Source organism: Hymenobacter actinosclerus (assembly GCF_900111515.1).
In the GTDB taxonomy this organism is placed as follows: Bacteria; Bacteroidota; Bacteroidia; order Cytophagales; family Hymenobacteraceae; genus Hymenobacter; species Hymenobacter actinosclerus.
The window spans coordinates 899,514-915,794 of record NZ_FOHS01000002.1 but is presented as its reverse complement, the minus strand read 5'-3'; the positions used below and the strand labels follow the sequence as shown (position 1 = coordinate 915,794).

Annotated in this window: 10 protein-coding genes; 3 read left to right on the top strand and 7 right to left on the bottom strand. The window is 61.7% G+C overall.

Going from position 1 to position 16,281, the window contains the following annotated elements; translation table 11 throughout:
• From BMY67_RS10195 to pseB, 4 genes are all read right to left on the bottom strand, one after another.
• Positions 1 to 618, bottom strand: a complete 618-nt coding sequence (locus tag BMY67_RS10195; protein WP_092771073.1) for a hypothetical protein — start codon at positions 616 to 618, stop codon at positions 1 to 3.
• Between the two features lie 31 nt (positions 619 to 649).
• Entirely contained in the window at positions 650 to 1,375 is a 726-nt protein-coding gene (locus tag BMY67_RS10190; protein WP_092771071.1) for a cytidylyltransferase domain-containing protein, read from the bottom strand.
• Positions 1,372 to 2,556: a UDP-4-amino-4,6-dideoxy-N-acetyl-beta-L-altrosamine transaminase gene (gene pseC, locus BMY67_RS10185; RefSeq protein WP_092771069.1), complete on the bottom strand. Its 1,185-nt coding sequence runs from the start codon at positions 2,554 to 2,556 to the stop codon at positions 1,372 to 1,374. The genes BMY67_RS10190 and pseC overlap by 4 nt, the downstream gene beginning before the upstream one ends.
• 156 nt (positions 2,557 to 2,712) lie before the next feature.
• Entirely contained in the window at positions 2,713 to 3,732 is a 1,020-nt protein-coding gene (gene pseB, locus BMY67_RS10180) for a UDP-N-acetylglucosamine 4,6-dehydratase (inverting) (protein WP_092771067.1), read from the bottom strand.
• Positions 3,733 to 3,982: 250 nt separating this feature from the next.
• On the opposite strand from pseB, the gene BMY67_RS10175 reads away from it, so the two are divergent.
• On the top strand, positions 3,983 to 5,830 hold the full coding sequence (locus BMY67_RS10175) for a hypothetical protein (RefSeq protein WP_092771065.1): 1,848 nt from the start codon (positions 3,983 to 3,985) through the stop codon (positions 5,828 to 5,830).
• A gap of 166 nt (positions 5,831 to 5,996) precedes the next feature.
• Here the strand turns inward: BMY67_RS10175 and BMY67_RS10170 are convergent, their stop codons facing one another.
• Positions 5,997 to 7,313, bottom strand: a complete 1,317-nt coding sequence (locus tag BMY67_RS10170; protein ID WP_245744984.1) for a glycosyltransferase family 4 protein — start codon at positions 7,311 to 7,313, stop codon at positions 5,997 to 5,999.
• Positions 7,314 to 7,912: 599 nt separating this feature from the next.
• On the opposite strand from BMY67_RS10170, the gene BMY67_RS18945 reads away from it, so the two are divergent.
• Together BMY67_RS18945 and ffh are read left to right on the top strand one after the other, a co-directional pair.
• Positions 7,913 to 8,389, top strand: coding sequence for a hypothetical protein (locus tag BMY67_RS18945; protein ID WP_143069774.1), 477 nt, complete (start codon positions 7,913 to 7,915; stop codon positions 8,387 to 8,389).
• A 50-nt stretch (positions 8,390 to 8,439) separates the two neighbouring features.
• Complete coding sequence (gene ffh / locus BMY67_RS10165) at positions 8,440 to 9,789, top strand: signal recognition particle protein (RefSeq protein WP_092771063.1); 1,350 nt, start codon at positions 8,440 to 8,442, stop codon at positions 9,787 to 9,789.
• Between the two features lie 184 nt (positions 9,790 to 9,973).
• Here the strand turns inward: ffh and BMY67_RS10160 are convergent, their stop codons facing one another.
• Entirely contained in the window at positions 9,974 to 14,080 is a 4,107-nt protein-coding gene (locus tag BMY67_RS10160) for a T9SS type A sorting domain-containing protein (RefSeq protein WP_092771061.1), read from the bottom strand.
• Positions 14,081 to 14,642: 562 nt separating this feature from the next.
• The gene (locus BMY67_RS10155) at positions 14,643 to 16,217 is read right to left on the bottom strand and encodes an NFACT RNA binding domain-containing protein (RefSeq protein ID WP_092771059.1); all 1,575 of its coding nucleotides are present in this window, start codon (positions 16,215 to 16,217) and stop codon (positions 14,643 to 14,645) included.
• Positions 16,218 to 16,281: the final 64 nt, after the last annotated feature.

Below are 16,281 nucleotides of genomic sequence, written 5' to 3'. Positions count from 1 at the left end.
CTATTCAAGGTTATTGCTGATTAGCTTTCTGAGTGCTGGCTTCAACCAGTCGTACTCTTCAGGTAGCATTGTATCAAACCAACCAATACAGTCAAGCATATTTACTGCAATTGCTTCATTAGCAACGTGAAGAAATTTGTCTGGTATCCAGGCGAATAATAGCCTGCCGTATTTATGATGAGCTATATAAAACCAAGTGTCTATTGGCGAGATGTCGTATTGGTCAATAAATCCCAACGATTCAGCTTCGGACGCCCCATCAGGTATGATGGAATCCACTTGGCAAATCAAGATTTTTCCTGAATATAAATTATCGTTAAAAGTCGATAGTTGGCTTTCTTTAAATAGAATTTGGCCTTTAAATAAAGTATCGATTATAGTTTTATCCTCAGTTGGGTCAATAGCCCATTTTGTTGAGATGAAATGATTGATACCGGGTGCTACATCAAACTCGAAGTTCTTAGTTTGAAACTCGAATTGTCTAAGGCCTTTGTTGAAAGGATTATAACTTCTGAAGAGTTCTGCGTTGCTTTTAGAACTTCCCTGCATCTGCAATCGGCAACACTCCTGCGTTAAACGCAGGTGTTTGATAAATGCTTCTTTATCGATAGCTATCATGGCTGACAATATTTAAAAATAATACATTTGTCTACAATTTCTTCTGCTCAATATGCGCATTAATAGCCACCAATTCCGGATGCTCCTCAAGCAACGCAATCAACTCATCCGCCCCTAACATATCGGCCTGATACTCCTCCATCAGCCGGCGAATCAACTCGAAATCCTCGGCTGTGTCCACCGTCAGGCGGTAGGCGCTGCGGTCGGTGGGGCGGGTTAGGTGGGCGAACTGTACCCGTCCCGAGCGGTTCTGGTGGAGGTAGGGCGTGACGTGCTCCCGATCGGCAGCGGTGGTGGCGTGGCGGGCCGCCTCATCGAGCAGCTCCCGCGAAAACACCTCGAAATCGAAGCCCCGCGGGTAGGTGCGTTCCAGCACGTTGGACAGGTACAGGCGCGGGTTTTCGGCCGCCAGATACTCCTGCACCGCCTGCGCAATCAGCCTGCCATCGAGCAGGGGGCAGTCGGAGGTTACGCGCACAATGACGTCCAGTTCGTGGGCAGCAGCGCAGCGCTGGTAGCGGGCCAGTACGTCGTCTTCGGGTCCGCGGGATACGGGCAAAGCGTGGGCCGCCGCGAAATCGGCCAGCGGGTCGTCGGTGGCGTTGGTGGTGATGGCCAGGTAAACGTCTAGCCCGCTGGCTTGCAGGCGTTCCGTATGGTACGCCAGCAGCGGCCGGCCGCCAATCGGCTTCAGCACTTTGCCCGGCAGCCGGGTGCTGGTCATGCGGGCCTGGGAGATGATGCCGACCTTTTTCACGACAGTTCCGGCTCGGAAACGAACTCCCGGATGCAGTCGATTACGTACGCCTGCTCCTCATCCGTAAGGCTGGGAAACAGCGGGATGCTGAGGCAGTGGGCGTAATAGGCTTCGGCCTTCGGGAAGTCGCCTTCCAGCCAGCCCAGGCCCTGGTAGTAGGGCATGCGATGCACCGGAATGTAGTGCACCTGCGCGAAAACCTGCTTTTCCCGCAACGCATCGTACAGCCCGCGCCGGTCGGCCACCTGAATAACATACAAATGATAAGCGTGGCCCGGCGCGCCGGCCAGTGGGCACACGGCGGGCATTTCGGCAAAAGCGGCATCGTAGCGGGCGGCCAGCTCCCGCCGGCGCGCCAGACCCTCGTCGGCGCGCTGGAGCTGGCTGATGCCCAGGGCGCAGAGCATGTCGGGCAGACGGTAGTTGTAGCCCAGCTCCTGCATTTCCATGTACCAGCCGCCTTCGTTGGGGCGGCTGAGCTGGGCAGGGTCGCGGGTGATGCCGTGGGTGCGCAGGCGCAGCAGGTGCTCGTACAGGTCGCGGCGGTTGGTGGTAATCATGCCGCCCTCACCGGTAGCGATGTGCTTAACGGGGTGGAAGCTGAAGATAGATAAATCGGCAAACCGGCCGTTGCCGCAGTGCTGGGGCTGGCCCTGGCTGTCCACGAACGAGCCGCCGGGGGCGTGGGCCGCGTCTTCGAGCAGCCACAGGCCGAACTCGTCGCAGAGCTGGCGGGCCTGCTCCAGGTTCACCGGCAAACCGGCGAAATCCACCGGAATTAATCCGTGGAAATGGCCTTTGGGGTGGCTTTCGAGCAGCCGGCGTACGGCCATAAGGTCAAGCAGCGCGGTGGCCGGGTCGATGTCGGCAAAGTGCACCTCGCCGCCGCAGTAGCGCACGCAGTTGGCCGAGGCGGCGAAGGTGATGGGCGTGGTGATGACGCGCTGGCCGGACCGCACGCCCAGCGCCAGCGCGGCCAGGTGCAGGGCCGCCGTGCCGTTGCTCACGGCCACGGCGTAGTCGGCGCCCACATAGGCCGCGAATTTCTCCTCAAACTCGGCTACCAGCGGCCCCTGCGTGAGGTAGTCGGAGCGCAGGGCACTCAGCACGGCCTGCTCGTCGTCGGCGGTGATGTGCTGGCGGCCGTAGGCAATGGGATGGGTGGGCTGGAAGGCGTTCATATACCCAAAAGTACAGCGGTGGGGGAGTTGTTCAGAACCTAACAACGGGTTTTCTCGCAGAGGTCCGCGGAGGCATGCGCAGAGGTTAAAAAAGGAGGACCTCCCTTTACCTCCGCGCATCCCTCCGCGGACCTCTGCGAGAAAACCCTGTCAACCCTACACCGTAAACCCAGCGTCTACGTGCTGGCGGATTTCCTCCCGGATTTGCTCGGCCGAGAGCCAGTCGGTGTTGTTGCTGGAGTCGTAGTGGAAGCCGGGCTCCATGCGGCGGCCGTGGAAGTGGGCGATGAACTCGTCCACGTCCCAGCGCGGGGTGAAGGGCAGGATAACGTAGTATTTGTCCAACTCCACGGTGCTTAGCGCGTCGGTTTCGGTTATCATTTCCTCGTGCAGCTTCTCGCCGGGGCGGATGCCCACTATTTCGTGCCGGCAGTTGGGGCCGATGGCCTCGGCCACTTCCGTAATCTTGTAGCTCGGGATTTTGGGCACGAAAATCTCGCCGCCCCAACTGTTTTCCAGCGCGTAGAGCACCAAATCCACGCCCTCGTCGAGTGAGATGTGGAAGCGCGTCATTTCGGGGTGGGTGATGGGCAGCACACCCGACTCGCGGCGCTGCAGGAAAAACGGCACCACCGAGCCCCTGGAGCCGATTACGTTGCCGTAGCGCACCACCGAAAAGCGCAAATCGCGCGAGCCTTTCATGTTGTTGGCGGCCACGAACAGCTTGTCGGAGCAGAGCTTGGTGGCGCCGTAGAGGTTGATGGGCGCGGCGGCTTTGTCGGTGCTCAGGGCCACCACGTCGGATACGCCGCAGTCGAGGGCGGCGTTAATCACGTTTTCGGCCCCGAAAATGTTGGTTTTGATGCACTCCATCGGGTTGTACTCGGCGGCCGGCACCTGCTTGAGGGCGGCGGCGTGCACGATGATGTCGATGCCCTCGCAGGCCCGCTTGAGCCGGTCGGCGTCGCGCACGTCGCCAATAAAGTAGCGGATGGCCGGAAACTCGGCGTGCGGGAAAATCTGCGACATCTCGTACTGCTTGAGCTCGTCGCGCGAGTACACCACCAGCCGCTTGACCTGCGGGTAGAGCCGGAACACGGTTTCGACGAATTGCTTGCCGAATGAGCCGGTTCCGCCGGTTACCAGAATAGATTTATGGTTGAGGTCGAGGGCCATGTAGGGGATGATGAGCGAAGGAAGTGCCGGCCGGAAAGCGGCCGGGGCAGGGGAGGGCAAAAGTAGGCAGTTATCAGTTGCCAGTTGATAGTTGCCAATTGTCAGAAAAGACGGTTGTATAGTGTATCTGGCGCATTTAGCCAGTGTCGAAGCATCCCGCGTACTTTTGTAGAACGATTTCATCAACGGCAGCAGGCAAAATGCTGCGCTTCGCGCGACATGGTGTTTTCTACTGGCAACTGATTCCCCCATGAAACTGACAACTGGCAACTATCAACTGGCAACTGATACTCCCGTCAAGCTCGTCATCTGGGACCTGGACGACACGTTCTGGCAGGGCACGCTCTCGGAAGGCAGCATAGCGCCGCTGGCCGAAAATCTGCGACTGGTGCGCGACACGGCCGCCCGCGGCATCGTGCATACCATTGTCAGCAAGAATGATTTCGCCCCGGCTGAGGCGCGGCTGCGGGAGCTGGGCATCTGGGAGCTGTTCGTGTTTGCGCGCATCAGCTGGCAGCCCAAAGGTCCCATCATCCGCGAGCTGCTGAGCCAGATGCAGCTGCGGGCCGCCAACGCCCTGTTTCTCGACGACAACCCCGCCAACCGGGCCGAGGCGCAGTTCTACAACCCCGAACTCCAGGTAGCCGACCCCGCCGAGCTGCCCCAACTGGCCCCGCTGCTGCGGGCCAGCGGCCAGCCCGACCCCACGCTGGCCCGCCTGGCCCAGTACCAACTGCTGGAGCGCCAGCAGCAGGCCCGCACCCAGTACAACGACAACCTGGCCTTTTTGCGCGACGCCCAGGTGCAGGTGGAGCTGCGCGAAGGCCCCGCCGCCGTGCAACCCGACCTGGGCCGCCTCGAAGAGCTCATCAACCGCTCCAACCAGCTCAATTTCACCAAGCACCGCGTTACCCAGCCCGCGCTGGAAGCCAGCCTGCCCGACCCGGCCCGCCGCTGGGGCACCGTGCGCGTGCGCGACCGGTTCGGCGACTATGGCCTGGTGGGCATCTACTGCCTGAACGAAGCCGAAAACCGCCTGGAGCAGTTCGTGTTTTCCTGCCGCATCCTGCACCTGGGCATCGAGCAGTTTACCTACGCCCACCTGGGTTTTCCAGAACTGGCAGTACAGGGTGAGGTAGCCACCGAGCTGAATCAAACGGAAAAGCCCGACTGGATTACCCTGCGAACAGCGCCGCCGGCCGCGCCCGAAACCCCGGCCGCGCTGGCCGAAAAGCAGCTGCGGGTGCTGCTGAAAGGTGGCTGCGATCTGGGCCAGCTCACGCCCTTTTTGCAGGCCTTCGACCTGGCCGTAACCGAGGAGTTCAACTTCAACAACGAGCACCAGATTCCGGTGCACCTCGAGCACACGCTGCTACTGCGCGCCACCCGCGAGTGGCCCGCCGCCGAGCGGCAGCGCCTGGCCGCCGCCCTGCCCTTTTTGGGGCACGAGGCCTTCGATACGCGCCTGTGGGCAGCCAATTACGACGTGCTGGTGTACAGCCCCCTAATGGACTACACCCAGCCGCTGTACCGCGAGCGGGCCACCGGCCACCGCGTGCCCTTCGGGGCCTACCAGAACATCACCGCCGAGCCCGCTGCCGCGCTGGCCGCCCGCTACGCTCAGCGCCGTTTCCAGGGGCTGGATGAGGATTTTCTGCGCCGCTTCGCCCGCGAGTTCGAGTACGAGGGCCCGATTTCGCCCGCCGAATTTCAGCAGAACCTCCGTTGGCTGCGGGCCCAGGTGCCGGCCCGGGTGCCCATTTTCTTCTTGAACGGAACCGAAATCGACGTGCCCGGCGCGGGCGAAACCGGCGCCCGCCAGCGCCACGAAACCATGAACCAGGCGCTGGCCGAGTTCGTGGCTTCCGCCGAAAACTGCTTTATCCTCGACGTGCGCGCCTTCGTACAAACGCCCGCCGACGTCAGCAACAACCTGCGCCATTATCACCGCCGCCACTACCGCACCCTGGCCCAAAACCTGGCCCAGGCCATCGGCACCTGGCAGGGGCAAGGCCTGGGCCACTCAGCCTGGGCCGACTGGAAAGCCCGCGCCGTGGGCCTGCTTCCAGCCAAGCTGCGCGGCGTGCTGGGGTGGTGAAGAACTAAGCTAAAAGCACGGTCATTCTGAGCGAAGGCGCAGCCGCAGTCGAAGAATCTCGCGTGCCAAGGTAATTCCTGACGTCAGGGTTACCATTTCACGCGAGATTCTTCGTCCCTGGCTTGATGCGCCACATGCTCAGAATGACCGTGCTTTTCTCACCACCTCACCCCATCACCATCCCCGCCAACTGTTCCGTTAGGGCGCGGCGGGAGTACCGGGTGGGGCGGGGGCCGGGCAGGTCGAGGTTGGGGTTGATGCGCCAGCGGGCTACCAGGCCCTCGAATGCGTCGAGCAGGTCGGCATAAGCGTCGGGGGGCAGGGTACGGCCGGCACCGGTTTCGCGCAGCAGCAGGTCAGCATCCGAGCCCAGCGGGCCCACGCACAGAATGGGCTTGTTGGCGGCAAGGTACTCGAACACCTTGCCCGGCAGAATGCCCCGGTTGTTGGCCACGTCGGGAATCACCAGCAGCAGCGCCGTGCTACGCAGCAGATAGCCCACTGACTCGTGGTGCGGCACGAAGGCCACAAACTCGACGCGTCCGGTCAATCCGGCCGCCTCGGCCTGCTGCCGGATACCGTCGGATACCTTGCCCACGAAGCGCAGGCGCAGCGGCACATCGGGGTGGCGGCGGGCGCACTCGGCGGCGGCGGCCAGTAGCTGGTCGAGACGGTAAGTGTCGGCAATGGTACCGGTGTGCGTTATCAGCAGCGCATTCTGGGGCGGCTGGCTGGGCTCCCGGAAATCGGCCTCGTCGTAGCCGTTGGGCAGCACCACCAGCTTATCGGGGTCGATTTGGGTTGATTTGGCGGCGAAAATCCGCTTGGTATGAGGGCTGGTCACCAGCACTACGTCGGCCTGCTCCAGCACCTGGCGCTCGTAGCGGGCATCGAGCCAGCGGGCCGGTGGCAGGTGGTTCAACTCTTTATAATAATAGATATCGGTCCAGGGGTCGCGCAAATCGGCCAGCCAGCGCAGGCCGTAGCGGCGCTTCAACTCCAGGCCGATCAGCTGGGTGGAGTGCGGGGGCGAGGAGGTGAGCACGGCGTCGAACTGCTCGCCGGCTTCCACCAGTTTGGCCACGGCGTCGAGCACGAAACGGTTCCAGCCCCGGCGCGCATCCGGAATAAACAGGTTACCACGCACGAATTTGAACAGCTGCTGGCTGCGGCTGGCCTTGTTCTCGCCCACAAAGCCCCCAAACGGCACCTGCCGCCGCCCAGTCAGCCGCTTATAGCTGTCGAAGGGCTCGAAGGTGCTGGTGCGGATGACGCGCACGCCGGCTGGCACGTCGGCCGCCAAGCTCTCGTCAAGCACCGGGTAGGCTGCCCGCGCCGCATCGACGGTGATAACGGTGGGCTCGATGCCGAACTCGGGCAGGTGCTTGACGAACTTGAGGCTGCGCTGCACCCCCGCCCCGCCCGAGGGCGGCCAGTAGTAGGTAATGACGAGCAGGCGGAGCGGGCGGGCAGATTCGGGCACGGAGCGGCGGGTAACAGTAAGGCGCGAAGGTACACGCTGGCGGCTTTTCGGGCTTTTCTGGTTACTTTTGAATCGCTGATTTACGCTGATTAGTCGTGATTTCGCTGATGAAGGGCGCCTGACGTTCATACATAAGCAAAACCACGCGCAATTAGCGTAAACCGGCGGCTTGGTTCGAACCCGTAACAGTAAGCCAGCTACGCCATGCTTTCCGACAACTCTGAATATTCTGGCCCTGCTCAGCAACTTGCTCCGGGCCACCGACCGCCAGACTGATACGCTACGCGCCGAAATGCGCCAGCTCAACCAGGAAACCAGCGAGCGGCTTGAGAAAGTAACCGACCGTATTATATAGCAGTTTCGTGAACGGTTTACCCTGTTGTAGAGACGCAATATTTTGCGTCTCGTCGTTGCTGACATTGCCCGGCGCCTATCGTTGTCCAACGACGAGACGCAACATGTTGCGTCTCTACAACAAAATGGACACACTGTTCGCGAAACCGCTAATAGCAGGTATGATAAGCCAATTTAGTCAGGAAATGATATAGACGCACAATGGCGTTATTGCTTTCCTCTCATCAAATAAAATATTTCGCACTATGGCAACTGTAAAAATTGAACGCGAAAAAGCATATTTCAATAAATTTAAAAAATATAAAATTGTTATTGACGGTATGGAGGCGGGGGAGATAGTGGACGGAAAGTTGGTAGAATTTACTGTCGAACCAGGTATTCACTCTATGATTGCGAAGGTGAGTTGGTGTAGTAGCTCAGAAGTGCAATTTGAGGTAAAAGAGGGCAATACAAGAAAATTCAGGGTGACAGGTCCGGAAGAATACAATCATTCCCCTTTACGGAGCTTGCTCGTAATGCTGTTTTTTCTCGTGTACATATTTTTTAATATTTATTTAATATGCAATCACGAAGTAGGAGATAGTAGTTATCTGTTTTACATGTTATTAGCAGTGTTTTTATTTCCTTTGATTTCCCGTCGTATAAATTCAGGGAGTTATAAAGTTCTCTATTACACCTTTGTAAAGAGGGCTGAGTATTTGAAATTATCGGAAGTATGCTAGTAAATAAGTGAGCTTGCCCGTCATTCCATCAGTAACCACCACATCACCCGATGTTCGATAACCTCTCAACCAAGCTCGATAAGGCCTTTAAGACGCTTAAAGGCCAGGGCAGCATCACCGAAATCAACGTCGCCGCCACGGTCAAGGAAATCCGCCGGGCTTTGGTCGACGCCGACGTCAACTACAAAGTCGCCAAGGAAGTCACCGACAAAATCAAGGATGAGGCCATGGGCCGCGACGTGTTGGTAGCGGTGTCGCCGGGCCAGCTGATGACCAAAATCGTCTACGATGAGCTCACCCAGCTCATGGGCGGCGAAAAGCAGGACATTCAGGTGAAGGGCGACCCGGCCGTGATTCTGCTTTCGGGTTTGCAGGGCTCGGGCAAAACCACCTTCGCCGGCAAGCTGGCCAACCACCTCAAAAAGCAGGGCCGCCAGGTGCTGCTCGTAGCCTGCGACGTGTACCGCCCCGCCGCCATCGACCAGCTGAAAGTGCTGGCCGAGCAGGTGGGCGTCGATGTGTACTCGGAGCCGGAGAACAAAAATCCGGTGGATATTTCGCGCAATGCCATTGAGTTTGCGCGAAAAAACAACAAGAAGGTCGTCATCATCGACACCGCCGGCCGCTTGGCCGTCGATGAGCAGATGATGGCCGAAATCGAGCAGGTGAAGCGGGCCGTGAACCCCGGCGAAACCCTGTTCGTGGTGGACTCGATGACGGGCCAGGACGCGGTGAACACGGCCAAAACCTTCAACGACCGCCTCAACTTCGACGGCGTGGTGCTCACCAAGCTCGACGGCGACTCGCGCGGCGGCGCGGCCCTCAGCATCCGGGCGGTGGTCGAGAAGCCCATCAAGTTCATCTCGACGGGCGAGAAGATGGAGGCGCTGGACCTGTTCTACCCCGACCGCATGGCCCAGCGCATCCTGGGCATGGGCGACGTGATTTCGCTGGTCGAGCGCGCGCAGCAGCAGTTCGACGAGGAAGAAGCCAAGCGCATCAACCAGAAAATCCGCAAAAACCAGTTCAACTTCGACGACTTCCTTTCCCAGCTGGAGCAGATCAAGAAGATGGGCAACATCAAAGACCTGGTGGGCATGATTCCGGGCATGGGCAAGGCCATGAAGGACGTGGAAATCGACGACAACGCCTTCAAGCCCATCGAGGCCATTATCAAGAGCATGACGCCCAAGGAGCGCGCCCAGCCCGAGCTGCTCAACGGCTCGCGCCGCCGCCGCCTGGCCCTGGGCTCGGGCACTGATATTCAGCAAGTAAACGCCCTGATGAAGCAGTTCGAGGACATGCGCAAGGTAATGCGCACCATGAACAAGATGAGCAGCACCAAGGGTGGCATGGCCCAGATGGCCAAAATGATGGGCATGAAAGGCCCCTTGCGCTAGACCACAGATAAGTATGGTAATGGATTAGGCCTCGCCTTACAGATTTTGTGGACCCATTATAACGGCCCCGGTAGCAATAGCTACCGGGGCCGTTTCGCATTAAATGGTATGTGGTGAAACCCATGCAAAACGCCCCCCGCACATTGTGCGGAGGGCGTTGGTATTGCACCAGTAGTGCAGTTGCTTAGTTGCGCGTCATCGGCAGGGTAATGTTAACCGTCTGGCCACTTACTCTTACGATGTAAGAGCCTTGGGGCAGCGTGGGCACAAGTACCGAATGCTCCTGACCGCCGCTGAGCTGGGTGCGCAATACCTGCCGCCCAGTCAGGTCCAGGATATCAACTTGATATGACCCTGCGGGCAGATCAAGCAAATCGAGCGTGAAGCGGCCCTGCTGCGGGTTAGGGTAGAGGCCGGCCGTGGCCTTGCGGCGCTCAAACTGCACCGTGCGCACCTTGGAATAGGTGCTGGTGCCATCCGTATCAACCTGGCGCAGGCGGTAGTAGAGCAGCTTGGCCGTCAGGCGGGCCGCGCCGGCATCTACGTAGCGGTAGTTGGTCGCGACGGCAGCAGTGCCCTGGCCCTGCTGGGAGCCAATGGTTTCGAAAGTGGCTCCATCGAAGCTGCGCTCCAGCTCGAACCGGTCGTTGTTTAACTCGGTAGCCGTGGCCCAGGTCAGCACCGCGTCGTGGCCGCTGGCTATAGCATTGAAAGCCGTGAGCGTAACCGGCAGGGGTTTGGTAATGGTTACGTCTTCGTTGGTGGAAGATGAAGCCGAGTAGTTGCTGCCGCCGGCCGCGCCCAGGGCCGCCGTGTTGGCGTAGTTGCCGCCCGGCGTTATGGTGCCGGTGGCAGTGGTGCGGAACGGGTCGTTGTAGGTAACCGTGGCGTTGGCCTGGTAAGCGAAGCTGTTCTGGGCCGCGGCCGCAATGGTTGCCCTAAACGTGATGGAGAGCGTGGCCCCGGCCGGAATGCTCAGGCTGGCATCGCCGAACTGCGCCTGGCTGACGCCCGCGCCGGGCCGGGTAGTAGAAAGGGAACTGGTGCTGCCATCGGCTCTTTGCAACGTGATAACGGGCGTGAACGTGGCGTCGTAGCCGAAGATGTTGTTGGCCAGGGCCACCAGGATGGCTACATTGTCGGCCTGGCCGCCGGTGTTGGAAACCGTGAGCGTATAGGTGGCCGGGTTCACGCTGCTGCTGGCATCACCAGTGCGCTGCACGTTGGGCGTAGAAGTAGCCAGCGCCACCGACAATGACGGCAAGCAGCCATTGGCCGCGCTGATGAGGACGGCCGGCTCGGTAGCATTAACTACGGCCGTGCCGCCGGTGCCCGCCGTAGCGGAATTGGCGTCGGCCGCCCGACCCCGCTCCGTGAGGCCATTGGCGCCGCCGCTAACGTCGCGGGTGCCACTGGAGCTGTTGGCGAACACGAAGCCGCCGCCGCCACCTCCGCCGGGGCCGTAGTCGTCGTCGTTCTTGCCCGTACGGGCATTGCCGCCGTCGCCGCCAGCCGCGCTGAGTGTCATGTTGGCGAAGCCCGAGGTGTTGCTGGCCAGCAGCACTACCGTGCCGCCCGCGCCGCCGCCGCCGCCGCCGTTGGTGTAGTTAGTGGCCAAACCGGCCGTAGGAGCGCCGCTGCCATCGGCCCGGAGTTGGCCGGTGCCACTGAGCAGGCTGGTGCGCAATACTACGATGCCGCCGCCTACGCCGCCGCTGCTCTGGGTGCCGGCTTGCTCGGTAGAACCCGCGCCGCCGCCGCCACCCATAAACCAGCGGCTGATGCTGCTGGCAACGCTGGCCCCGCCCAGTGCCTGGGTACCCGAGCCGGCGTTACGGTTGAAGCCGCCCAGCCCGCCGGCCGCCGCATTGCCGCCGCCGCCGCCGCCCGCGTTGCCGGTGTTAGTGGGCAGCTGGTTATCGGTGCCCCCGCCGCCGGCGTTGCCAGGCGCGCCCCGGCCCACGCTGCCGTTGCGGTAGCCTTCCACACCGGTATCGGTTACGCCGGTGCCGTTCCACACGAACCGGGGGGTGCCGGCCCAGCCTTCACCCTTAGCGCCGTGTACGCCCGTAGTCGTCGTGCTGGCGATGTTGCGGTAGTCGTCAGTGCGGTAGCCGGAGCTGACCCCGGTGTACTGTCGGGCCCCGCCGCCGCGGAAGCCTTTGCCGGTCATGTCCAGCCGGCCGTTGCCGGCGAAGGTGGTCTGGCCGGCCACGTCGAGGGCCAGAATGCCGCCGGTTTCGCCGTTCCAGGCCGCGCCGGTTACCGTGCCCGTTACCGTCAGGGACGAATACTGGGGCACCCGCACCACCTGGAAACGGCGCTGGCCGGTGGGGTTGGTGCCGTCGGTGTAGTTAGCCCGCTCGTAAATGCGGGTCAGGGCCCTGTCAACCGTCAGGGTGCCGCCGGTGGCGGGCACGCTGTTGGTGGCAATGGCGTACTCGTAGAAGCCCGCCGTGAAGGTGGCTGCCGTAACGCTGCCGTAGTTGGCATCATTAGCCGTGTTCAGGTTGGCGCCCTGCATCTGGATAATCATCACCAGGTCGCCCTTCGCGATGGGCGTGGCGCCCACCGCCGCGCCCACCGTGATGCTGGTCGCGCTCATGACCGTGGTGGCGCTGCCCGGGAAGTAGGTGTTAGGAGCCCCCGAAGTGCTGGTCAGGGCGCCCGGGCCGTCCTTGCCGGGCGTGGCGCAGGCGGTGGCCGCGTTGGCGTTGCCCTGCACCACCGTCGTGATGGCGGCCGTGTTGTTGCTCAGCACCGGGTCGGGCGTGCTCAGCGTAACGCCCGCCGTGCCCGTTACCGAGCCGTTGGCCGGGGCCGTAAACCGCACCGTGTTCACGATGCTGGGCGCGCCGGGAGCCAGGCTGGCAACCGTGGCGAACGTAACGAGGCCGGAAGCCGCGTTGTAGCTGCCGCCGGAAACCACGACGCCCGTCAGGTTGGCCGGCAGCTGAATGCTGGGCACGATGTTGTTGCTCGTTTCGGTGCCCAGGTTGCTGGTATTGATGGTGTAGAGTACCGCCGAGCCGGGGCTGGCCGCCGTCGGGCCGCTCACGCTCGTGGCCACGTCGGCCCCCTTCACGATGATGGTGATGTTGGCCGGGTTCGACAGGTCGCCGACCACCGACGCCACGGTGTACGGAATGGTTACCACGCCGGCAAAAGTTGCGACGGGCGTAAACGTCACTACGCCGTTGGCGTCGCGCATAAATGTGCCCTTGCCGGCCACAGTAAAGGCATTGTCGATGGCCGTGGTTGTGGGGTCGAGGTCGACGGTGGCCGGGGCGAGGTTGCTGCCCTGGGCGACATCGTTGCTGAGGATGTTGAGCGTTACCGGCACGCCGTACACCGTGGCCGCCACGTCGTCGTTGGCCACCGGGGCCTGAATGATGGCCAGGTTGCGGATTTCGTGGAAGTTGGTGCTGCCCCCGGTGGAGCCGGCAAAGCCAATGCGCAGCCTTGGCGGCGGCGTGGCCACGCGCACCCGCTCAATGGCCGTGGTAACGGCGTTGCCATTCTGGATGCGCACAGTAATCTGGTAGGTGCCGTCGGGCTGCGGCAGCACGTAGATGTAGGCCCGCCGGAAATCATCGGAACCCTGCTGAGCCCGGACGGTAGCCACATCCAGGCTGAAGGGCAGGGTGGTGCCGCCGGCTACAAACGGGTAATCGGTGGTGCCGCGGCCGTTGCCGGGGCCGCGCAACGATACGGCGTCGGGGCGGGAGCCAGGACCATCCACGCGGCCCTCGGTCGGGTTGGCATAGTTGCCAAACTCGTCAATACCAATGCCGATGTAGCCGTTGGGCACGCCGTCGCTGATGGGGCTAACTGTTTTTTGCGCGTAGCCCAACGAGCCGCCCGAAGCACCGCTGGTAAAGGCCTCGGCCGAGGTCTTGTCGGCATCAACCAGAAAAACCGAAAAGCCATCGGCCCCGGTACCGCCGTAGGAGAAGAATTCAAACGAGATGCTAAAGCCTTCCGGCGCCCGGAAAGAGGCTCTGTCGATGGCAAAGCCAGCCTGATCGGTGGTATTGTTGGTCAGGCGCAGGTAGCCGGCGCCGTTGGCATCTGTACCGCCGGCCGCCGCCGTCAGCACGGCCGGGTTGGGGTTGCCGCCTAAACGAAAGCCCACGCCTTCGGTGGTGGCGTTCTTGAATGATTCGATGCGGGGAAACTGAGCCCAAGCGGCCGTCGAACAAAGCATCAGGGCAACCCAGGCAGTGAGCAAGTGCCAGAGGGGGCGGGTACGGGCGGCCCGCCCCCGCAGGGGGTAAAAATTTAATTTCATATAGAGAGGAAAGGGTGTGGCACGGTAAGCTAATCGACGCTCAAAGAGCGAGATAAGCGCTGCAATGATATTGGTTATTTTGTGCTTATCGCTTATTTGTACTATAAGTCAAATATTATATTTGAATAGTATAAGCAGGCGAACTACCCCTGCCTTTCAACCGGTGAAGTAAATTCGACCAGGTGCTAATTCGTTGGCTGTAAGCCGTAAGTTGCACAACTGGGGAAAATGGCGACACTTCTGTTCTTCAAGAGCGGACGCGAAATATCCGCTCACCTGCCTAAGTGTGGGTTGCTACGCCTGCAATGAAATTGCACTCCTACAGCGGCCGGGTTTTCGGTTCGAGCGTGTAGACAGCTAGGGGAAAGGCATGAACTGTAGCGCTCAACTCCGGCTCGCACTACCACCAGGCAACTGGCCACACGCTCTAACGTAGCGTCAGAGTCTTTGAACCTAGCTAATAGCTGACCCGCTCCAGCGGGCCGGGGTCCGGACCGCCGCTTACTGGTCGGGCCTCATTTGCTTGCTTTCAGCGGCAGAACAGGCAGCTGTTTTCTGGCCGCTACTCCCGCTCGAACGGATTAGCCGGCACCACCAGCAGCACCTTTTCGCGCTCGATGGCGACCTGGCCTGGCTTGGCGCCGCGGGGCTTGCGCACGTACTTTTTGGGCGTGTAAGTAACCGGGCACAGCGAATCGTGCTGGCGCTTGGAGTACCAGGCGGCCAGCTGGGCGGCCCGCTCCAGCACCGGCGCGGGTACCGGCTGACCCGCCCGCTGCCGGATGACGACGTGCGAGCCGGTCACGTCCTTGGCGTGCAGCCAGAGGTCGTCTTTGTGGGCGTAGCGCTGGGTCAGTAGGTCGTTGTTGGCGGCATTGCGGCCCACCAGGATCGTGAAGCCCGAGTCTTCGAACACCTTAAAGGGTAGCTCTGCGGCAGCGGCTTTAGTAACAGCAGCCGCATCGAGGCCGTGTTGCTTGCGCCACTGCCGCAGTGCCCGTAGCTCGCCGGTAGGCAGGGCGGCCAGCTCCTCCAGCAACTCCAGGGCCCCGAAGGCTTCGGCTTCGCGGCGGTCGGCGCGCTCGGCCAACTCGCGGGTTTCGCGCTGCTGGTTTTTGGCCTTGCGGTACAGGTTTTGGGCGGTGCGCTGAGGCGTTTCGGTGGGCTTGAGCTTGATGACGCGCCGCTGGCCGGGCTGGTAAAAATCCTCCACTTCCACCTCGGAAGCACCGGCCGGAATCTGGCTTAGGTGGGCCATGATCAGGTCGGCGGTCTGGCGGTAGCCGCTGGTGTTTTCGAGGGCGTGCAGGCGGTGGCGGGCGTGCTGGGCGGCCGTACCGGCGGTGTCGGCGCGCTTTTCTAGCAGCTGCCGCACTTGGCGCAGCTCGGTTTCGTAGGCCTGGCGGCCCAGCAGCCGCGGCACGAAGCGGCGCAGGGCCCCAATCGGGTCGTTGGCGGGCAGCTCGGCTTCCACTTCGCCCACCGGCAGCAAACTCAGGCGGGTGCGGTTGTCGAGCCGGGCGATGTAGTAGGCCGCGGGCTGCTCCAGCTCGGTCACCACCTGCTGCGCCAGTGCCCGCCGGGTTTCCAGCGGCGCCGGGTCGTAGCCCAGAGTGCGCAGGTAGGCCCGGCCCAGGTCGCCGAGGGCGGGGTAGGCTTTGGTGGGGTCGGCTTCCGGAACGGCGGCGGCTGGCGCCGTAACATCAGCGGGGCGCAGGTCGGCATCGGCCAGGTAGCGCGGGTGGAACAGCTCGGCTGGCACAGCCGGGTCGGCGGGGTGAAAGATGGCATTGGGCCGGGTGCCGTAGAGCTTGAGCACGAGCCGGGCTCCGCCGACAAAATCGAACTGCAGCACCCGGTCGTGGGGCCAGGCTGATACGGCGGCCACCGGCTGGCCCAGCAGGCCGGGCAGCAAATCCACCGAGTTCTGGCGGGTGCGCTGAAAGGTTTCGGGCAGGGCCAGCAGCGGGCCGGCGGCTGCCAGCGTGAGCCGGAGCCAGAACTCAGCGCCGCTATTCGTCAGGCCAATAACCAGTTCGTCGCGCTCCTGCGAAAAGCAAGTTGCCACCCGGTAGCCAGCCAGCTGGTGGGTGAGGGCGGGGGCGAGCTGACGCAGGAAGTAGTAGTTGGTGGGCATAGAGAAGCGAATACCAAGTTAAAGTGGCCGCTGCTCGTACTGGCATCGACAGCCTGAGGCGCAA